The sequence below is a fragment of the Micromonospora sp. NPDC004551 genome, from assembly GCF_040609975.1.
Taxonomy (GTDB): Bacteria; Actinomycetota; Actinomycetes; order Mycobacteriales; family Micromonosporaceae; genus Micromonospora.
In genome coordinates this window covers 93708-112994 of record NZ_JBEXLM010000011.1, presented here as the reverse complement: position 1 = coordinate 112994, position 19287 = coordinate 93708, and the positions used below count along the sequence as shown (strand labels likewise).

The window sequence follows — 19287 nt, the reverse complement described above, 5'->3', positions numbered from 1 at the left end:
GGTAACACATGTCCCGCAACGAGTTCCGGTTCGTGGTCGACGGCGTCGACCTGACCCCCGAGCAGCAGACCCTGATCGCCGGCGAGATCCAGAAGGCCGGCCTGGCCGCCCTGGGCACCGCCAACGCCAAGCTGACCAACCCGCTCACCCTCGGCCACGGCAACATCAAGCTGCGCCCCGAGTGGTACGGCCTCTGGGTGCTCGACGGCCCGTTCGCCCAGGACCTCGGCCAGAAGATCAACGACATCGGCTTCTGGATGCAGCGGTGACCGACGTCGCCGGACGTACCGGCCCGCCGGAGCGGATGTGTCCGAGCACGCCGGCGGCGAACGCCACCGTGTTCCTCGGCATGATCACTCCGGCGGGGCGGGTCGCCTACGTCACGCCGGCCGTGCCCGCCGAGGTGGCGCTCGCCGCGGCCGGCGAGTCCGACGCCCCGGTGGAGTCGCGCGTCCGGCTGGCCGGCCCCTGTGTCACGTCGTCCTGCGGCTTCTGGACCGGTGAGCACTGCGGCCTGGGCGCGCGGATGGCCGCCTCCTACGCGGAGACGGCCGAGCCGGGCGAGGAGCAGTTGCCCAAGTGTGCGATCCGGCGTACCTGCCGGTGGTTCGCCGAGCAGGGCCCGGCGGCCTGTCCGGCCTGCTCGCACGTGGTCACCGACGCGCGTTGAGGCTCAGACGCCCGGGGCCGTGTAGTCCGTCGGCGTCCGGGTCGCCTCGTCGACCTCGGCCGGGGTCAGCAGCGGGGTGACCCGGGTCCGCACCCCGCGGGCCGCGCCGATGCGGATCGCCAGCGCGGCGGCGGTGCGGTGATCGGGCAGGACGCAGAGCACGTAGGTGTCGTCGTCGGCGAAGGCGAAGTGCAGCGAGAGCAGCTGCCCGCCCGCCTCCTCGACGAGCTTCCGCACCACCTCCGCGCGTCTGGTGCCGCCGTCGCGCGTCAGCCCGTCGATCCCGTCCACGGTGAAGACGGAGCGCAGGAGGAACGCCGGCATCTCAACTGTCGCCCTGCCGCTGCACCCGCTGGGCGCCCTGCACCTTGGCCCGGCCCTGGTCCCGCTCGCTGCCTCCGGCGCCGGTGGCGGTGTGCAGATCGTGCCGCTTCCCCGGCCGCTCCATCCCGCCGCCCTGGCGGCCCGGCGCGCCGCTGCCCGGGTTTCGCCCCGCCCGCGCCGACTGGCCGCCCGGATCGTGCTTGTTCTGCTTGTGGCTACCCATGCGCCGCGGTTACCCGCTGCCTCCACCGCTAGTCATGGCCCTTGACCCGGCCTGCGCACACTGGGGGCAGGCAACTCACCTCCGGGGAGGCCGACATGCGCTGGCTCGTGATCCTCATCGTCGTACTCCTGGTCCTCGCAGCCCTGGCACTGTGGCGCCGCAGCCGCCGGACGGCCGACAGGGACCGCCAGGTCCGCGACCTCGCGGCTTCCGCCGAGGCCCGCCGCAGGCTTGACGACCATCGCAATCCCACGGACGGCAGCAACCTCCGCAGCAGCGGAGGCGGAAGCCTCTGACCGGCCGCGGCGCCCGACCATCACGAGCGCCGCCGACCACCTGTGGCAGCGCCGCGGCGAGAGCATGAAACCTCTCGGGTACGCGGGGAAGCGCGCTGCCACCCGCCGGATCCCCGGCCAGGGCAACGAGTCGACGTGCTGATGCGCCGACGCGCGGGTGCTCCCCGTTGTCGGACCGGTCGACTACCGTCGGGACGTCATGGAGCCGCGGTTCGGCGAGGCGATCATCGGGCGGGAGCACCCCGCGGCCCTGCTGCGCGCCGAGGTCGACCGGGTGACCACCAGCCACGGCGGTCTCGTCCTGGTCGCCGGCGAGCCCGGCATCGGCAAGACCACATTGGTGAGCGCCGCCGCCGACGAGGCCCGGCGGCGCGGGGCGCTGGTGCTCGGCGCGGCCTGCTGGGACTCCGACAGCGCCCCCGGCTACTGGCCGTGGGTGCAGGTGCTGCGCCGCCTGGGCCGCTGGCCCGAGGACTGGGCGCGGGCGCAGGAGGCCGCCGGGCCCGGGCTCGCGGCGCTGCTCGGCGAGCGCACCGGCACCGACCCGGCCGGCGAGGAGCCGGGCGACGACGGCGGCCGAGCGGAGTTCGCCCTGCACGACGCGGTGACCACCGCGCTGGTGGCCGTCGCCCAGCACCGCCCGGTCGTGGTCGTCCTCGACGACCTGCACTGGGCCGACCGAGCCTCGATGCGGCTGCTCCAGTTCGCCACCCAGCACACCTGGTTCGAACGGCTGCTGCTCGTCGGCACCTACCGCGACGCCGAGGTCGAATCGGGCGACCACCGGCTCCGGCCGCTGCTGCTGCCGCTGACCGCCAAGGCCACCACCATCACCCTCACCGGCCTGGCCCGCGACGAGGTGGCCGCGCTGATCCGCCGCACCGCCGGCCGCGAACCGGGCGCCGACCTCGTCGACGAGGTGCACCGGCGCACCGGCGGCAACCCGTTCTTCGTCGAGCAGACCGCCCGGCTCTGGCACACCGACGGCCTCACCACCACCATCGCCCCCGGCGTGCGGGAGGCGGTGCGCCGCCGGCTCGACCAACTACCCGCCCCGGTGGCCGAGGCGCTCACCGTGGCCGCCGTGCTCGGGCGTGACTTCCACCGGCAGGTCCTCGCGGCGTGCGTACCCGCTCCGGTGGCCCAGGTGGACCGGCTGCTCGACCGCGCGGCCACCGCCCGGCTCGTGCGGGCCCGCGGCGGCGGGCGGTTCGCCTTCGCCCACGACCTCGTGCGCGAGACCCTCTACGACGGGTTGACCGACGCCGAACGGCGCGCCCGGCACGCCGCCGTGGTCCGCGCCGTCGACCGGTCGGCGGTGCTCGCCGAGCGGCTCATCCCGGCCGACCTGGCCCGCCACGCCTGGCTCGCCGGCGCCGACCTCGACGCGTCGCGCACGGTGGAGCTGCTGGTCGCCGCCGCGCGGGACGCCGGCGGCCGGCTGGCCGTGGAAGAGTCCGTCCAGCACTTCCGCCGCGCGCTGGAGGTGGCCCAGGAGCCGGCCAGCCGGGTCAAGCTGATGCTGGAGCTGGCCCAGCTGCTGCAGCATGTCGGCACGCAGGCCGAGGGCGAGCGGCTGCTCGTGGACGCCGCGGCGCTGGCCCGCACGCTCGACGAGCCGGCCGTGCTGGCCCGCGTCGCGCTCACCGCCCACCGCCAGGACACGCCGGTCCGCCACCGCATCGAAGCCGGCGCGCTGGTGCGCGAGGCGTACGGGCGGTTGATCGGCGAGCCCGAGCCGGGGCGGGAGACGAGCGCGCTGGTCACCGACCTGATCACCGCCACCGAGACCCTCGCCCGGCACGGCCGCGACGACGAGGCGCTCACCTTCAGCCTCTGGGCCCGGCACGACACCACCTGGGGTCTCGGCACCGCCGAGGACCGGGCGGTGGTCACCGCGGAGATCCGGGAGGTGGCCCGCCGCACCGGCGACCGGGAGACCGAGCTGTGGGCCACCTCGCTGCGCTGGGTCGCGCTGCTGGAACTCGGTGACCCGCGCTACCACGACGAGCTCACCGCGTTCGTGACCGGCTGCCGGCAGGGCGAGGTGGCCCGCCAGCGGATGGCGGCGGCGATCGACAGCGGCATCATCGCCGGCTTCCGCGGTGACTTCGCCGCCGCGGAGGCGCACTTCGCCGAGATGGACGGCTACGGCGAGTGGGAGCAGTCCGATCACGCCTTCATGGGCTCGCACCTGCGCTGGTGCCTGCTGCTGCTCCGGGGCCACCTCGCCGAGGCCCAGGCCCTGCTCGACGGGCCGGACGCCGCCGGCCACCCCCAACTGGAGCTGCTCCAGGCGATCACCGCCGCCGAGCGGGGCGATGCCGGGACCGCCCTGCGGCTGACCGCCGGGATCGAGGCGGCCGGCACCACCTACCCGCGACCGGTGTCGCCGTTGTGGCTGCGGCTACGGGCACAGGCGGCGGCCGCCAGCGGGGATCCCCGCCGCTGCGCCGAGGCGCGGGCCGCGCTGGAGCCGCACCGGGGCCGATGGATGGCCGCGTTCTTCGGCTGCGACATCTGCGGCCCGGTCGACCTCTGGCTGGCCGCCGTCGTCGCCGCCGAGCAGCGCTGGGACCACGCGATCGCCGGCTACGAAGCCGCCCGCGACTCCGCCGACCGGATGGGCGCCCGGCCGTGGTCGCTGCTCAGCCGGGCCGGCCTGGTGGCCGCCCTGACCGCACGCGACCGGCCCGGCGACGCGGCCGCGGCGGCCCGGCTGCGCGCCGACACGGCAGCGGAGGCCCGGGCGCTCGGCATGACCCAGGTCCTGCACCGGCTCGGCGAGCAGGATCTCCCGGCTCCCGTCCCTCGTGGACCCGCGGCACGACCGGCGGGTGCGGGCGTGGCCGGGGCGGTGCCGGCGGAGGCGGGTCACGCCGTCGGGGCGCCGGTGACCGCCGGAGCCGATTACGGCGTCAGCGTGCCGACGACGGCCAGAGCAGACCAGGCCGTCCCGGTGCCGGCATCCACCGGAGCGGGTCAGGCCGGCGGGGTGCCGGCGACGGCTGCCGATCCCGTCGCTGCGATCTCGACGACCGCCGGAGCCGATCTCGCCGTTGCGGTGCCGACCGCCGGAGCCGACCATGCCGGCGCGGCGCCGGCACCACTCGGAGCAGGCCCGGCCGGCGGCTCGGTAAGCGGTGAACGGGCCGGTGATGTGGAGGCCGCCGCGCCGGAGTTCCGGAGGGACGGGGCCGTGTGGCGGCTCGCGTACGCCGGGGTGGTCACGCACCTGCCCGATGCCAAGGGCCTGCACGACCTGAGGCTGCTGCTGGGCCGCCCCGGCGTCGACGTGCCCGCGGTCGAGCTGCTCGACCCCGCGGCCGGCCCGGAACTCGTCGCCGCCCGCCGCCTCGGCGGGGATCCCGTGCTGGACGACGAGGCGAAGGCCCGCTACCGGCAGCACCTGCGGCGCCTCGACGACGAGATCGACCGCTCCGCCGTACGCGGTGACGAATCAAGGCTGGCCGCCCTCGACGCCGAGCGCGCCGCGCTGCTCGACCAGTTGCGTGCCGCCGCCGGACTGGCCGGACGCAGCCGCCGCCTCGGCGACCAGGCCGAGCGGGCGCGCAAGGCGGTGACCGCGCGGATCCGGGACACCCTGCGCCGGATCGACGAGCGCCACCCGGCGCTGGGGGAGCACCTGCGCGAGTCCGTCGCCACCGGCAGCACCTGCCGCTACCTCCCGCCCGAGCCGGTGCCCTGGCGGCTCTGACCACCGCCCGGGCCGGTGCCGTAGCCGTGGCGTGGCGTCCCGGAAAGACGAGCCGGGCCGGGGGCACCGAACACGGCAGCCCCGACCCGGCTCATGTCGCCGGCGGTCAGCGGCGGTTGTAGCGGTTCATGGTCAGCGTGCCGAAGACGACCACGAACCCGGCGCTCCACAGCAGCAGCCACATGGTGTTCGTGGCGTCCGTCGACCCGGCCATCGCGGCGCGGACGGCGGCGACCAGGTGGGTGATCGGGTTGGCCTTGACGAACGCCTGGAGCCAGCCCGGCATGGTGGCCGGGTCGACGAAGACGTTGCTCAGGAAGGTCAGCGGGAACAGCACCATCATGCTGACGCCCATCACCGACTTCTCGCTGCGCAGCACCAGGCCGAAGAACGTCCACACCCAGGAGAACGCGAACGAGAAGACCACCAGCAGGCCGATGCCGGCGAGCACACCGACCGGCCCACCGGCGGGCCGGAACCCGAGCGCCAGGCCCACGCCGAGGATGACCACCGCGGCGAGCACGTAGCGCAGCACGTCGCCGAAGATCATGCCGACCAGGGCGGCCGGCCGCCACACCGGCAGGGTGCGGATCCGGTCGAAGACGCCCTTCTCGATGTCGTTGTTCAACCCGACGCCCGTGTACATGGTGATCATCACGACGCTGGTCACCATGATCCCGGGCAGGAAGAACTGCAGGTAGTCACGAGGGCTGTCGGCGAGCGCGCCGCCGAACAGGTACGTGAACATCAGCACCATGATGATCGGGAAGGCGGTCACGTCGAACAGCTGCTCCGGCACGTGCTTGATCTTCAGCAGCGCCCGCCAGCCGAACGTGAGCGACGCGGACAGCGCCCCCGGCCTCGGCGGCCGCTCGCCGGGGGCGAGGACCGTGGCCAGCGCCTCGGCGGACGGCACGTAGACCGACGGCGGCCGCCCGGTCGTGGTCGCGGTGTCGCTCATCGGGCCGCCTCCAGTTCGTCGTCCCGCTCGTCGGCCCCGACGGCGGGGTGGTCGGTGAGGGCCAGGAACACCTCGTCCAGGCTCGGCTGGCCGAGGGAGAAGTCATCCACCACGATGCCGGCGCGGGCCAGCTCGCCGAGGGCGCGCGCGGCCTGCTCGCCGGCCTCCAGGTCGGTGCCGTCCTCACCGACGCGGGCGGTCAGCGCCACCGGGTCGGCCTCCAGCTGCACCGGCACGCCCAGCGCCGTGCGCAGCACCTGCTCGGCCCGGGTGCGTTCCCCGGCGTCGCGCAGTCGCACGTGGACGGTGCCGGAGCCGACCGACGACTTCAGCTCGCCCGGGGTGCCCTCCGCGATCACCCGGCCGTGGTCGACCACCGCGATGCGGCCGGCGAGCTGGTCGGCCTCGTCCAGGTACTGCGTGGTCAGCAGCACCGTGGTGCCGTGCGCGACCACCGCCCGGATGATCTCCCACACCTGGTTGCGGCTGCGCGGGTCCAGCCCCGTCGTCGGCTCGTCCAGGAACAGCAGGTCCGGGGTGTTGAGGATGCTCGCCGCGATGTCGATGCGCCGCCGCATCCCGCCCGAATACTTCTTCACCTGCCGCCCCGCCGCCTCGGTCAGCCCGAACGCGGCGAGCAGATGCTCGGCCCGCTGGCGGGCCGCCGGCCGGCCCAGGCCGAGCAGCCGGCCCAGCAGGACCAGGTTCTCCGCCCCGGTCAGGTCCTCGTCGAGCGAGGCGTACTGGCCGGTCAGGCTGACCCGGGCGCGGACCGCGTCCGCCTCGGCGAGCACGTCGTGGCCGAAGACGCGGGCCCGCCCGCCGTCCGGGCGCAGCAGCGTGGCCAGCACCCGTACCGCGGTGGTCTTGCCGGCGCCGTTCGGCCCGAGCAGGCCGTAGACGGTGCCGGCGGGGACCCGCAGGTCCAGGCCGTCGAGCGCGCGGGTCGAGCCGAACGACCGGACCAGGCCGTCGGCCTCGACGGCCGGGCCGGTGTTCCGGTTACTCATGATCACTACCTCTCGTCGTCGGTGTTGTCAGGAGACGTACGGGCGCGCCGCGCGACCGTCGCGCAGCGCCAGGCCCCACCAGCAGAGTTCGTCGAGGAGCACCCGGGCGTCCTGCCGGAGCTGCTCCTCGACCCGCCCCGTCGGCTCGCCGTCGAGCAGGTCGACGCCGACGGTGTCGCGCACGGTCGTCGCGTGCAGGGCGGTGAACACGGTGCGCAGCTGGTCGACCGCGTGCAGGCCGACCGACCGGCAGCCGTACGACACGAAGCCGACCGGCTTGGCCTGCCACTCGTCGTAGGCGTAGTCGATCGCCTGTTTCAACGACGCCGGGAAGCTGTGGTTGTACTCCGGGGTGACCACCACGAACGCCTCCGCGCGGTTCACCTCCCCGGCGAACGACCGCATCGCCACGGTGGGCTCGGCGGGCAGGCTGGCCGGGAAGTCGTACCCGGCGAGGTCGAGCACGGTCACCGCCAGCCCTTCGCGGCGGCGTGCCTGCGCGACGAACCAGCGACCGATCCGGTCCCCGATCCTTCCCTCCCGGGTGCTGCCGATGATCACGGCGAGCCGTAACGGCGTCATGCTCCCCTCCCGCTGGTGTCGGGCCTCACCCCGCAGGCGCCAGACGCCGAGCGGCGGCCCGCCAGATCGAATCTGGCGGGCCGGTGTCGGGGGTGGCTGCTTCAATCGGCGCCGGAGGAGAGGAGACGGCATGACCGAGGTACGCCTCGCGCGGTGGAGCGCCGACGACCTGGCGCTGCTCCGGCAGCTCAACGCGCCGGAGGTACGCGCGCACACCGGCGGCCCGGAAACCGACGAGCAGGTGCTCGCCCGGCACGAGCGCTACCTGCGCGGCCCGGGCCCGCGAAGCGGGCACATGTTCACCGTCGTGCTGCCCGACGGGACGAAGGTGGGCAGTGTCGGCTACTGGGAGCGGGAGTGGCGCGGCGAGCCGGTCTACGAGATGGGCTGGGCGGTGCTGCCGGCGTACCAGGGGCGGGGGCTGGCGAGCGCGGCGGTGCGCGCGGTGATCGCGCAGGCCGCGGCGCACGGTGACCGGCGCTTCGCGCACGCCTACCCGTCGGTGGACCATCCGGCGTCGAACGCGGTGTGCCGCAAGGCCGGGTTCACGCTGCTCGGCGAGACGGAGTTCGAGTACCCGCCTGGACGCCTGATGCGCTCCAACGACTGGCGGATCGAGCTGACGCGAGAAGGGTGAATCGGGCACGACCGATATGCCTGTTCGCGCGGGAAGTGCGGCGCCGCTGCCGGCTGCCGGATCGCGGACAGTGCGCCACCGGCTGATCGCTCTACGCTTCCGTCGGCTCATGACGCACGGGGGGCGTGTCTCGTCAGCTGCCACGCGGGTCCCCGTCGCGCATTCACCGGAGAGGGGCCCATCTTGTCCATCGCACGTCGCACTCTCGCCACGTTCGCCGTCGCCGCGCTGGCCGCCGCGTTACCGGCCACCGCCGCCTCCGCCGCCCCGGAGCCCGACGTCGGGCTGCTGCGGCTCACCGTGACCCAGCCCGACGGCACCGCCGCCCGCGGCAGCGTCGACCTGGTGGCCGCCGACGACAGCCACTCCGACTTCCTGCAACTCGACGAGTCCGGGCAGCTCAGCGTGGAGGTGCCGGCCAACGACTACAAGATCAGGGTCACCCCGGCGTACGTCGACCCGGACCTGCCGGACGAGGGGCTGCGGCAGTGGGTCCACGGGAAGACCGGTTACGGCCTTGCCGAGACGTTCCGCGTGACCGCGGGGGGCACGACGGACGTCGCCGAGCGGCTGCTCCCGCCGAGCCCGCTCACCGTGCGGGCGCGCGACGCGCTCACGGGCGCGCCGATCACCCGGGTCTGCGCGTACGCCGACGGCCGCGGCGGCAACTGCGACGACACCGAGCTGACCATTGCCCGGCTCGTGCCCGGCCCGCAGACGATCCGGGTCTACACCGAGAACGGCGACCACCTGGCCACCGACGCCGAGGTGACCGTGGTCGAGGGCGATGCCGCCGTCGCCGTGGTCGACCTGACGCCCGCCGCACACGTGGAGACGACGGTGGTCGACGCCGCCACCGGGGCGCCGGTCTCCGGGGCCTGTGCGACCGTCGCACCGGCCGGCACCGGCGAGCTGCCCAGCGTCGGCCCGCTGGCCTGCTCCGACAGCACGGGACGCCTGCGGCTCGACAACGTCGAGGCCGGCTCCTGGAACCTGTTCGTCCGTCCCACCGACGGCTCGCCGTACGGGGCGCAGTGGGTCGGCGCCACCGGCGGCACGGGCGACCCGGCGAGTGCCCGCACGGTCACCCTCGCCGCCGGCCGGACCGTCACCGTCCCGCCGATCCGCCTCGACCGGGCCGGGACCATCACCGGCACGGTGACGAGCGCCGCCACCGGCGCGCCGGTGACCTCGGGCGAGGTCTCCCTCGCCCACTCCGCGGGCCTGTCCTACCTCCGCTGGGGCACCTACCTGGACGGTCAGGGCACCTACCGCATCGACTGGCTCGGCCCCTACCGCTGGCCGCTGCTGTTCACCACATCCGACCATGCCCTCCAGTGGTCGGGCGGGGTCGCCACCCGCAGCCAGGCGAGAACGGTGACCGTCCGGGCCGGTCGCAGCACCACCTACAGCCCGGCCCTGAAGCGCGGCACCCTCGTGACCGGCGGGCTGACCGACCCCGAGGGGCGCCCGGTCAGCGCGACGCTGACCTTCCACAACGCCGCAACCGGCGAGGTGGTCGGATCGGTGTGGGACTACGACGGCCGGTACGAGGCGCGGGTGCTCGGCGGGCAGGCCGTCACCGTCGCCTGGCAGTGGGGTGGATTCGCCAGCTACGCCGGCTGGTACGACGGCGCCGCCGACCCCACCGGCGCGAAGCGGGTCCGGGTCCCGGCCACCGGCACGCTGACGCTCGACCTGCGGGTGAGCCGGATCCCGGCGACCTGAGCGGGCCGATGGTCCTGGTCGGGTGTGCCGAGGCGCGCCCGACCAGGACCGGCGCCGCCGCCCTGCGGCGGGGCGGATCAGCTGGCGCGGGCCTTGCGGCTCCGGATGCTCGGGGCGAGCCGGAGCAGGGCCATGCCGGCGATCAGGAGCGTCGCGCCGGCCACCAGCGACCACGTGATGCTGACGCCGGTGACGGGCAGGGTGGCCGAGCAGCCGGCGGCGGCCGCGGCGCATCCACGCTGGTGCATGTTGAGTGCCTTTCTTCTCAGGAATTGATCCATACGCGGTCACTCCCGCGCACGGTCTCGGCCAGCGCTCGCCAGTAGGCGAACGACCTGACCTGCTCGTAGCCCCACTCGGGGAGCAGCGCGGCGGCGGTGAGCAGCGCCCACCGGCCCTGCCGGCGGACGGTGAGTGCGCGTTCGAGCACGAACACCGCGGTGAGGGCGAGCCAGCGGGGGTCCCACGGGACGAAACCGATCAGGAACCACCCCACGATGAGGCTGGCCAGGTAGAGCGGGACGAGGAGCGAGGTGGCGTAGATGCCGACCTGCCGCAGCCAGTTGCCGGCGTTCCACCGGCGAAAGCCGTACAGGCGCAGGGAGTCGAGCATGCCGCGCTGCCAGCGGATTCGCTGGGTGACGAGGGCCTGGACGGTCGGCATGGAGTCGGTGACGGCCTCGAAACCGGGGGCGACCCGGGGGCGGTAACCCAGCGACCGGACCGCGAAGGTCATCTCGATGTCCTCGGTGGCCGGGTCGCGGTGGTAGAACTCGCCCCGGTAGCCGGGCAGGTCACCGACGGCGCGGGCGGCCAGGATCCGCCGGACCACCGGGACGGGGAAGAGGGTGGCCACCCCGGACAGGACGACGGCGTGGCCGCCCCTGCGCCAGACCCAGCGGGAGAAGCGGGCGTACTCGTTGGCCTGCAGGACGTCCAGCAGCCGGGGCTGGCGGTCCAGCCGGTAGTCGGCGCAGACCGCGCCGACGCGCCGGCGCTCCAGGCCGCGGACGGCGGCGGCGACCGCGCCGGGCGCGAGGATGCTGTCCGCGTCCGTGACCAGCAGCATGTCCTGGTCGTGCAGGTGCGGCAGCAGCAGGTTGATGGCCCAGTTGAGGGCACCCGCCTTCTTGTGCGGGTTCCGGCCGGGCATCTCCCACACCTCGGCCCCGGCCGCCCGCGCGACCTCGGCCGTGTCGTCGGAGCAGTTGTTCGGCACCACGACCAGCCGGTCCACGGGCCGGGTCTGCGCCTGGAGGGCGCGGATGGTCTCGCCGATGGTGCCCGCCTCGTTGTAGGCGGGCACCACCGCGAAGACCCGCCTGTGGTGATAGGTGCTCATGGGGCGGACACCCCGGAAATCGTCCACATGCGCGTGTGGGCCCCGTTTCCCGTCGCTGGACAGTCAATTCGTCCAACGAGAGACATTGTCGGGAGCGATACTCAATTTTGGGGCGTACCAGGCAGGCGGACGGTTGACAGAAAAGCGCCGAACGGCGGAGGTTCGCTACCCGCCTACCGGGCCGCGTCCAGCCGGGCCCGCTGCTCCGGCGTCAGCTCCAGCTCGACCGCCGCGAGGCTCTCCTCCAGTTGCGCCACCGAGGAGAAGCCGACCAGCGGGATCGCCGGCACGTCCCCGCCCAGCAACCAGGCCAGCACCACCTGGTTGAGCGTCGCCCCGGTCTCGTCGGCCACGGCACGCAGCGCGGCCAGCCGGGCCGGGGTGCTGGGCAGGGCGTACTCCTCGCCGAGGCGCTCCGGCTTCGCGTACGCCCCCTTGAGCAGCGGCGAGTACGCCACCAGCGTGAGCTGCGGCTCGGCCCGCAGGTAGCTCGCCAGGTCGGGGCCGACCCAGCCGACGTCGCCGTCCGGGTCCAGGTCGCCCGGCAGGTCCACCCGCGCGGGCAGGTAGCTGCGGTGGTACTGGAGCACCTCGTACCCGGGCAGGCCGGCCGCGGCGGCCAGCGCCCGCGCCCGCTCGACCCGCCAGGCGCGGTGGTTGCTCGCGCCCAGCAGCCCGACGGTGCCCTCGGCGACCAGGTCCGCGAAGCCCTGGACCGTCTCCTCCAGCGGCACGGTCCGGTCCTCGATGTGCGCGTAAAGCAGGTCGAGCCGGTCCACCCCGAGCCGTTCCCGGCTGCGCTCGGCCGCCTCGCGGATCACCTTGGCGGACAGGCCCTCCGCGTTGTCCACGTAGCTGGTGCCCGGGGCGAGGGGACGAGCGCCGAGCTTCGTGGCGATGACCACCTCGCCGCCGACGCCCCGGCTGCGCCGCCAGCGGCCCAGCAGTTCCTCGCTCTCCCCGCCCTGGCCCCCGTTCTGCCAGAACGCGTAGTTGTCGGAGGTGTCGATGAAGGTGCCGCCGGCCTCGACGTAGCGGTCGAGGATGGCGTACGAGGTGGCCTCGTCGGTGGCGGTGCCGAAGAGCATCGCGCCGAGGCTGAGCACGCTGACCTCGCGCCGGGTGGCCGGATCGGTGCCGATGGTGCGGTATCGCATTCTGTCCTCCCCGTCGGTGCGGTGCCACCACCCTCCACCTTCGAGTGCGCGCGAAGTCAAACTCTCACCAGGGCAGCACCCCGTAGCCGCCGCCGGCGTCCATCTGGTAGCCCCAGAGCAGGCCGCTCGGCCCGTCCGCCGGCAGGGTCGCCAGGTGCACGCTCACCTCCGCGCCCTCCTCCGGAGTGCGGAAACCGCCGTGGTGGTTGAGGTCGGTGGCGCAGTAGCCGGGGTTCGCGGCGTTCACCTTGATCGGGGTGTCGCGCAGTTCCTTGGCGTACATGGCGGTGATCATGTTCAGCGCCGTCTTCGAGGACGGGTAGGGGATCGAGGTCAACGCGAACAGGGCGCCCTCCGGGTCGGTCATCACCGCGATCGAGCCGACCTCGCTGGAGACGTTGACGATCCGGGCGGCCGGCGCCCGGCGCAGCAGCGGCAGCAGCGCGTTGGTCACCGCGACCGGGCCGAACACGTTCGTCTCGTACACCTCGCGCAGCGAGTCGAGGGTGGTCTCGCTGGGCAGCCCGGCCCCGTCGGCCCGGATGATGCCGGCGTTGTTGACCAGCACGTCCAGGTGGCCGTACTCCCGCTCGACCAGCCCGGCCGCGGCGGCGACCGACGCCGCGTCGGTGACGTCCAGCGGCACGAAGCGGGCGTCGGTCCCCTCGGCGCGCAGCTTGTCCGCCGCCTCCCGGCCGCGCTCGGCGTCCCGCGCGCCGACCAGCACGGTCATCCCGCGCGCGCCGAGCTGGCGGGCGGTGGCCAGGCCGATTCCCTTGTTGGCCCCGGTGATCAGGGCGATCGTCGTCGTCATGCGGTCGAGGTTGCCGCCCGGCGCGGGCCGGCGGGAGAGGCCCGCCGAACCTGGTACCGGTGGTACCAGCCTTGGTGGCCGGTGGTGCGGCAGGCTTGGGGGCATGAGCACGTTGCGGCGCGAGGAACTGGCGGGCTTCCTGCGCACCCGCCGCGCCCGGTTGCGCCCCGCCGAGGTCGGCCTCCCCGAGGGGGTACGCCGCCGCACGCCGGGCCTGCGCCGCCAGGAGGTCGCGCAGCTCGCCGGCATGTCGATCGACTACTACATCCGGCTGGAGCAGGGGCGGGGACCGCACCCGTCCCGGCAGGTGCTGGCCGCGCTGGCGCGGGCGTTGCTGCTCAGCCGCGACGAGCGGGCCTATCTGTTCCGGGTCGCCGGGGAGAGCCCGCCGGACGCGACCGGGCCCGGCCGGGAGGTGTCGCCGGGGATGCGGCACCTGCTCGACGCGATGTCGGAGACACCCGCGTACCTGGTCGACGCCGCCTACGAGATCCTGGCCTGGAATCGGCTGGCCGCCTGGTTCGTCGGCGACCTGTCGGCGGTGCCGGCCGGCCAGCGCAGCATGGTGCGCTGGATGTTCGGCGCGACGGTGCCCGAGTCGCACTGGGCGGACCCGGAGGTGTTGCGCTTCGCCCGGACCACGGTGGCGGACCTGCGGGCCGCGTACGGGCGCTACCCGGCCGATCCGGCGCTGGCCGCGCTGGTCACCGAGCTGCTCGGGCTGTCACCGCGGTTCGCCGCGCTGTGGGCCGAGCACGAGGTGGGGGAGCGGCGCCCGACGGTCAAGCGGGTCGCCCATCCGGAGCTGGGGCCGCTGGAGTTCGAGTGCCGGGTGCTGCACGTGCCGGAGACCGACCAGCGGCTGATCGTCTACGTCGCGGCGCCGGGGTCGCCGACGCAGGCGGCGTTCCGCGGGCTCGCCGAGCGGGTCGGCTCCTGAGCCCGCGACCGGGGGCCGGCGGCCCGGCCCCCTCGGTCGCGGTGGCGGCTCAGTCCGGGATGTAGTCGAAGGTGTCCGGGTTCGGCCCCTGCCGGCCTGCCTCGCCCTGGTTCAGGCCGTTGATCCGGTCCATGGTCGCGTCGTCCAGCTCGAAGTCGAAGATCCGGAAGTTCTCCTCGATCCGGCCCGGGGTGGTCGACTTCGGGAAGATGATGTCGCCGCGCTGCACGTGCCAGCGCAGCACCACCTGGGCCGGGGTCCGGCCGACCTCGTCGGCGATGTCGACCAGGGTCGGGTCGTCCAGCACCTTGCCCTGCGCGATCGGGGACCACGCCTCGGTGAGGATGTTGTGCGCCCGGCCGTAGGCGCGCACCTCCTCGTTGCCGAGGTACGGGTGCACCTCGATCTGGTTCACCGCCGGCGTGACCTCCGCCTCGGCGGCCAGCCGCTCCAGGTGGGGCACCTGGAAGTTGGAGACGCCGATCGACCTGACCCGGCCGTCGCGCTGCAACTCCTCCAGCACGCGCCAGGTCGAGACGAAGTCGCCGTCGTAGCGGGTCGGCAGCGGCCAGTGGATCAGGAACAGGTCGAGGTAGTCGAACTTCAGCTCGGCGAGGGTCGACTCGAACGCCTTGCGGGCGTCGTCGGGGCGGTGGAAGGCGTTGTTGAGCTTGCTGGTGACGAAGACCTCGCTGCGGTCCAGCCCGGAGCTGCGTACCGCCTGGCCGACCTCGGCCTCGTTGCCGTACATCTCGGCCGTGTCGATGTGCCGGTAGCCGATCTCCAGCGCCCTGCCGACGGCCTGCGCGGTGTCCTTCGGCTCGATCTGGAAGACCCCGAAGCCGAGCTGCGGGATGGTGTTGCCGTCGTTGAGCGAGATGTTCGGAACGCTGTTCGGGGCCATGGAAGCCTCATCTCCGATCGTCCGGATGCCCGGGAACGCTTCCACGCGCGGCGCCGGGCCCTGCCATCCGGCTTCTCTACCCGCTCGGCCCGGCTCCTCACGGCCCCGGCCGGTGATCTGCGCCAACCGGCCGCCGGCGCGGGTCGGGCCCGCGCCGGCGGTGCGGGTCAGCCCCAGATCGCCCGCGCCCACTCCGGGTGGTCGACGAACGGGTTCCGGTTGCCCTGCCAGCGTTCGTAGATCCGCTGGTTGCGTCGCCGCTCGAAGGCGTCCGGCGGGTCGAGGTCGTTCCAGGCGAGCAGCTTGGAGATCCGCCCCAGGTAGGGGGCGCTGCCGTTGCTCACCGAGTCGTTCGGCTCCAGGTTCGGCCAGCCGTCGTCGCCCTCGTACCGGATCGCCATGTAGAGGATCATGCGGGCCACGTCGCCCTTGACCGCGTCGCGCGGCTCGAAGGAGTCGGCGTCGGTGTAGCAGCCCGGCGCCTCGGCGACCGTGCTGCCGCCCGAGTCGAAGTCCTTGTTGCCACGCAGCGAGTTCACCGACACGTCCTCCGGACGCAGGTGGTGCACGTCGGTGCCCGGGCCGGTGGCGGTGCCGAAGTCGCCGTGCGACTTGGCCCAGACGTGCTCCCGGTTCCAGTCGTTCACCCCGCCCCCGCTGCTGCTCTTGCTCTGCGAGCGCCCGCTGTAGAGCAGGATCACGTTGGCGGAGTTCGCCGGGTCCTGGTCGGTGTCCTTGAGTGCCTCCCACACCTGGTCGTAGGTGAGGGTGGTCTGCACCTTGATGATGGTGTGCAGCGAACCGCGCAGGGCCGTCCCGGTCCTGCCGATGGCGGCGGCGTAGTAGGTCGAGTCGTACGGGCCGCCGGTGCCGGTGGGGCTGGGGCTGGGGGAGGCGGTCGGCGACGGGGTGGTGCCGCCGCCGAGGCTCATGGTGCTCGGGTCCTTCAGCCCGCCGTGGCTGAAGTACGCGGTGAGCGTGCCGGTCGCGGTGATCTGCCGGCCCCGGAGCGTCGGATTGGTGAGCAGCCCGAAGCTGCTCCGCCAGGCGGCCGTGACCTGGACGTAGAGCATCCGGCCGGTGCTGGTCTCGGTGGCCGCGTCGGCGATCGCGATCGCGGTGTCCGCGGTGTAGTTGGCGGTGATCACGGTGTTCGTGGCGGTCGGCTGGCCGATCACGTAGCCGGTCACGGTGGCCGTCCGGCCGCCCTGGGCGGCCAGTGCCTGCCCCACGGTCAGGGTGGTCGCCGCGGACGCCGTGCCGGTCACCACCAGCGGGGTCACCACGGTGACGGCCAGCACGATCGCCGCGATCAGCCGCCCGGGTCGCGAGCGGGTGACGCTCTTCATATTCATGAACGGCGATGCTAGCGGGCCGGCGGTGAACTCGGGGACATCGGGAGGGCAACGTTCGGCCCCGGCCGGCCGTCCACGGCGCAAGGTCCGTCACGCACATCAATGGGCATCGATCAATGAGGTGGCGACACATATCGATCTCAGTAAATGGGAGGCAAGAATCCGGCAAGTCGTTCCACCGTCTCGCCGGACTCCAACGTCACAGGAACGGGAGCGTCATGTCGTCCATCCGAACCGGTCTGCGTCGTCGCCTGCTCACCCTGCTCACCGCCACCGTCGTCACCGTCGGCGCCGCCCTCGGGCTGGCCGCCCCGGCCTGGGCCATCAGCCACTCCAGCGCCACCTCGCAGCTGCGCGCCGCCGGCATCTCCTGGACCTCCAGCGGCAACTGCAGCGACCGCTACGTCGCCACCTGCACCTCCTTCGAGGGCATCCGCCAGGCCACCATCGACGGGATCATCACCTTCAAGCGCGCCAGCGGCTGCGCCATCACCATCACCGCCGGCACCGAGGTCGGCCACGCCAGCGGCACCTACAGCCACTGGAACGGCTACAAGGTCGACATCGCCCCGAGCACCTGCATCCAGAACTACATCTCCGCGGCCTACACCTACGTCGGCTACATCTCCGGCTTCGGCTACCAGTACCGCGCTCCCTCCGGCAACCTCTACACCCTGGAGGGCAACCACTGGGACATCCTCTACTACACCTGCGGCTGCTGACCGGGGTCGCTTCCGCCCTGGCCGGCCTCGAAGAGCACCGGCCAGGGCCGGGCGGCCGCCGCGAGCGCCGCGGTCGCCGGTGGCGGTTCCGCGACCGCCAGCACCTCGGCGGCGAGCTGCCCGAACATGGGGGCCGCCGGGTGCCCGGCCCGCGCCGGCCAGGCCGCGGAGGTCCGCTTGACCAGCGGCGCGTCGACCAGCGGCCGCCAGGCCACCCGGGGCTCGCGGCGGGCCACCGACTCCGGTTCGAGGGCGACCGCGCCACCGGCCAGCAGCAGTCCCAACAGGAACTCCGGGTTGCGGGCGGGCCGGACCCGGGCCGGCACGAAGCCGTGCCGGCGGCAGACCGCCAGCAGGTGCCCGTGCCAGCCGGGTGCGGTGGCGGGCGGCGCGGTGATCAGGTCCAGGCCGGCCAGGTCGGCCAGCCGCACCTCGCGGGCCCGGGCCGCCGGAGCGCCCCGGGGCAGCAGCGCCCCGACCGGCGCGTCGACGGCCGGGCCGAAGCGCAGCCCGGCCTCCTCCACCGGATGGTGCAGCAGGCCCACGTCGAGCCGTCCCTCGGCCAGCATCCGCCGCTGCTCCGCGCTGGTCAGCTCGTGCAGGTCCAGGTCGAGCCCGGGCGCCCGGGCCGCGAGCCCGTCGAGCAGCGCGCGCAGCGTCACGGCCGGGGTCTCCGGGGGTACGCCGGCGCGCAGCACGCCGAGCGCGCCCCGGCGCACCTGGTCGACGAGGTTGCGCAGCCGGCGTTCCCCGGCGAGCAGCTCGTCGGCCTCGCCGAGCAGGAGCTGGCCGGCCGTGGTGAGCCGGACCTGACGCTGCGACCGGTCGAAGAGGGTGGCGCCCAGCTCGCGTTCCAGCCGCTGGATCGACTGGCTCAGCGGCGGCTGCGCCATGCCCAGCACCTCGGCGGCCCGCCCGAAGTGCAGCTCCCGGGCGACCACCACGAAGTGCCGCAGGTGTCGCAGCAGGTCCACGACGGGCACCCTACGCCCGCCCCGGCCGCCGCTGGTTAGCGTGTCGGGGTGAGCGGGGAGCGGATCGGGGAGATCTTCGAGCGGGCCGGGATCAGCGGCTGCCTGCACGTCGAGGACGTCGACGCGCCGGGCCGGGAGGTCGCGCTGCGGGCCGACGAGCAGGTGGTGATCGCCTCCGTGTTCAAGATCCTGCTGGCGCTGGAGTTCGCCCGGCAGGTCGTCGCCGGGCAGCTCGACCCGGTCGAGCGGGTGCTGGTGGGAGCCGCCGACCGGCTCGGCGGCTGGGGCGTCGCGGGCTGCGCCGACGACGTCGAGGTGTCCCTGCGTGACCTGGCCTACTTCGCCATGTCGGTCAGCGACAACACCGCCGCCGACCTGCTGCTGCGCCGGGTCGGCCCGGACGTGCTGCCGATGCTCGCCGCCGAGCTGGACCTGCCGCGTACCCGGATCGTCGGGGGCCCCCGGCAACTGGTCGAGACGATGCTCGCCGACGTGGGCGCCCGCACCGAGGCCGACTTCGCCCGGATCTTCCCCACCCTGCCGCCGGAGCGGGTCCGGGCCATGCGGGTCTTCGACCCGGCGCACACCACCTCCAGCACGGCCCGGGAGATGACCCGGCTGCTCGGCCTGATCTGGCGGGACGAGGCGGGACCGCCGGCCGCGTGCGCCCTGGTCCGCGAGCTGATGTCCCGGCAGCTCTTCTGGACCCGGCTCGCCGCCGGCTTCCCGCCCGGCGTCCGGGTCGCCGGGAAGACCGGCACCCTGCCCGGCCTGCACCTGGAGGCCGGGGTCGTCGAGTATCCCGACGGCGGCCGGTACGCGGTCGCGGTGTTCGCCCGCACCGAGCGGCTGAGCACCCGCCGGATCGACGTGGACCTGGCCATGGGCGAGGCCGCCCGGGCCGCCGTCGAGGCGCTGCGCGCCGGCTGA

21 protein-coding genes are annotated in these 19287 nt (G+C 74.0%); 9 read left to right on the top strand and 12 right to left on the bottom strand.

The window, feature by feature from the left end; all coding sequences use genetic code 11:
• Positions 1-8 precede the first annotated feature (8 nt).
• A complete protein-coding gene (locus tag ABZW14_RS15740; protein WP_355346034.1) occupies positions 9-269 on the top strand; it encodes a hypothetical protein in 261 nt (86 codons plus the stop codon).
• Positions 266-670 carry a hypothetical protein gene (locus tag ABZW14_RS15735; protein WP_355346031.1) on the top strand — a complete coding sequence of 135 codons (405 nt, stop codon included), beginning with the start codon at positions 266-268 and terminating at the stop codon, positions 668-670. The genes ABZW14_RS15740 and ABZW14_RS15735 overlap by 4 nt, the downstream gene beginning before the upstream one ends.
• Before the next feature lie 3 nt (positions 671-673).
• Here the strand turns inward: ABZW14_RS15735 and ABZW14_RS15730 are convergent, their stop codons facing one another.
• Both ABZW14_RS15730 and ABZW14_RS15725 read right to left on the bottom strand, forming a co-directional pair.
• Entirely contained in the window at positions 674-994 is a 321-nt protein-coding gene (locus tag ABZW14_RS15730; protein WP_355346028.1) for a GYD domain-containing protein, read from the bottom strand.
• A gap of 1 nt (position 995) precedes the next feature.
• Positions 996-1217, bottom strand: a complete 222-nt coding sequence (locus tag ABZW14_RS15725; RefSeq protein WP_355346025.1) for a hypothetical protein — start codon at positions 1215-1217, stop codon at positions 996-998.
• A 95-nt stretch (positions 1218-1312) separates the two neighbouring features.
• Here ABZW14_RS15725 and ABZW14_RS15720 point away from each other — a divergent pair, with 95 nt between their 5' ends.
• Together ABZW14_RS15720 and ABZW14_RS15715 are read left to right on the top strand one after the other, a co-directional pair.
• The gene (locus tag ABZW14_RS15720; protein ID WP_355346022.1) at positions 1313-1513 is read left to right on the top strand and encodes a hypothetical protein; all 201 of its coding nucleotides are present in this window, start codon (positions 1313-1315) and stop codon (positions 1511-1513) included.
• 199 nt (positions 1514-1712) lie between these two features.
• Positions 1713-5231, top strand: coding sequence for an AAA family ATPase (locus ABZW14_RS15715; RefSeq protein ID WP_355346020.1), 3519 nt, complete (start codon positions 1713-1715; stop codon positions 5229-5231).
• 106 nt (positions 5232-5337) lie between these two features.
• Here the strand turns inward: ABZW14_RS15715 and ABZW14_RS15710 are convergent, their stop codons facing one another.
• The 3 genes from ABZW14_RS15710 to ABZW14_RS15700 are packed head-to-tail and all read right to left on the bottom strand — an operon-like array spanning position 5338 to position 7784.
• On the bottom strand, positions 5338-6192 hold the full coding sequence (locus ABZW14_RS15710) for an ABC transporter permease (protein WP_355346017.1): 855 nt from the start codon (positions 6190-6192) through the stop codon (positions 5338-5340).
• Complete coding sequence (locus ABZW14_RS15705; protein ID WP_355346014.1) at positions 6189-7202, bottom strand: ATP-binding cassette domain-containing protein; 1014 nt, start codon at positions 7200-7202, stop codon at positions 6189-6191. Before ABZW14_RS15705 ends, ABZW14_RS15710 begins: the two co-directional genes overlap by 4 nt.
• A 27-nt stretch (positions 7203-7229) precedes the next feature.
• A complete protein-coding gene (locus tag ABZW14_RS15700) occupies positions 7230-7784 on the bottom strand; it encodes an NAD(P)H-dependent oxidoreductase (protein WP_355346011.1) in 555 nt (184 codons plus the stop codon).
• A gap of 130 nt (positions 7785-7914) precedes the next feature.
• Here ABZW14_RS15700 and ABZW14_RS15695 point away from each other — a divergent pair, with 130 nt between their 5' ends.
• Positions 7915-8421, top strand: coding sequence for a GNAT family N-acetyltransferase (locus tag ABZW14_RS15695; protein ID WP_355346008.1), 507 nt, complete (start codon positions 7915-7917; stop codon positions 8419-8421).
• Between the two features lie 183 nt (positions 8422-8604).
• Positions 8605-10149: a hypothetical protein gene (locus ABZW14_RS15690; RefSeq protein WP_355346005.1), complete on the top strand. Its 1545-nt coding sequence runs from the start codon at positions 8605-8607 to the stop codon at positions 10147-10149.
• A 77-nt stretch (positions 10150-10226) separates the two neighbouring features.
• Here the strand turns inward: ABZW14_RS15690 and ABZW14_RS15685 are convergent, their stop codons facing one another.
• The 4 genes from ABZW14_RS15685 to ABZW14_RS15670 form a co-directional block, all read right to left on the bottom strand.
• On the bottom strand, positions 10227-10397 hold the full coding sequence (locus ABZW14_RS15685) for a hypothetical protein (protein WP_355346002.1): 171 nt from the start codon (positions 10395-10397) through the stop codon (positions 10227-10229).
• A 17-nt stretch (positions 10398-10414) separates the two neighbouring features.
• Positions 10415-11491: a glycosyltransferase family 2 protein gene (locus ABZW14_RS15680; protein WP_355345999.1), complete on the bottom strand. Its 1077-nt coding sequence runs from the start codon at positions 11489-11491 to the stop codon at positions 10415-10417.
• Positions 11492-11664: 173 nt separating this feature from the next.
• Entirely contained in the window at positions 11665-12648 is a 984-nt protein-coding gene (locus ABZW14_RS15675; protein WP_355345996.1) for an aldo/keto reductase, read from the bottom strand.
• 64 nt (positions 12649-12712) lie between these two features.
• Entirely contained in the window at positions 12713-13462 is a 750-nt protein-coding gene (locus ABZW14_RS15670; RefSeq protein WP_355345993.1) for an SDR family oxidoreductase, read from the bottom strand.
• Between the two features lie 103 nt (positions 13463-13565).
• Here ABZW14_RS15670 and ABZW14_RS15665 point away from each other — a divergent pair, with 103 nt between their 5' ends.
• Positions 13566-14402: a helix-turn-helix transcriptional regulator gene (locus ABZW14_RS15665; protein ID WP_355345990.1), complete on the top strand. Its 837-nt coding sequence runs from the start codon at positions 13566-13568 to the stop codon at positions 14400-14402.
• A 49-nt stretch (positions 14403-14451) separates the two neighbouring features.
• On the opposite strand, the gene ABZW14_RS15660 is transcribed toward ABZW14_RS15665, so the two are convergent.
• Both ABZW14_RS15660 and ABZW14_RS15655 read right to left on the bottom strand, forming a co-directional pair.
• Positions 14452-15306: an aldo/keto reductase gene (locus ABZW14_RS15660; RefSeq protein WP_355345987.1), complete on the bottom strand. Its 855-nt coding sequence runs from the start codon at positions 15304-15306 to the stop codon at positions 14452-14454.
• Positions 15307-15473: 167 nt separating this feature from the next.
• Complete coding sequence (locus ABZW14_RS15655) at positions 15474-16661, bottom strand: endonuclease (protein ID WP_355345984.1); 1188 nt, start codon at positions 16659-16661, stop codon at positions 15474-15476.
• A gap of 218 nt (positions 16662-16879) precedes the next feature.
• Between ABZW14_RS15655 and ABZW14_RS15650 the strand changes: the two genes are divergently transcribed.
• A complete protein-coding gene (locus tag ABZW14_RS15650) occupies positions 16880-17383 on the top strand; it encodes a hypothetical protein (protein ID WP_355345981.1) in 504 nt (167 codons plus the stop codon).
• Here ABZW14_RS15650 and ABZW14_RS15645 read toward each other — a convergent pair.
• The gene (locus ABZW14_RS15645) at positions 17365-18357 is read right to left on the bottom strand and encodes a LysR substrate-binding domain-containing protein (protein WP_355345978.1); all 993 of its coding nucleotides are present in this window, start codon (positions 18355-18357) and stop codon (positions 17365-17367) included. The two genes, ABZW14_RS15650 and ABZW14_RS15645, sit on opposite strands and share 19 nt — an antisense overlap.
• Positions 18358-18405: 48 nt before the next feature.
• Here ABZW14_RS15645 and ABZW14_RS15640 point away from each other — a divergent pair, with 48 nt between their 5' ends.
• Positions 18406-19287, top strand: coding sequence for a serine hydrolase (locus ABZW14_RS15640; RefSeq protein ID WP_355345975.1), 882 nt, complete (start codon positions 18406-18408; stop codon positions 19285-19287).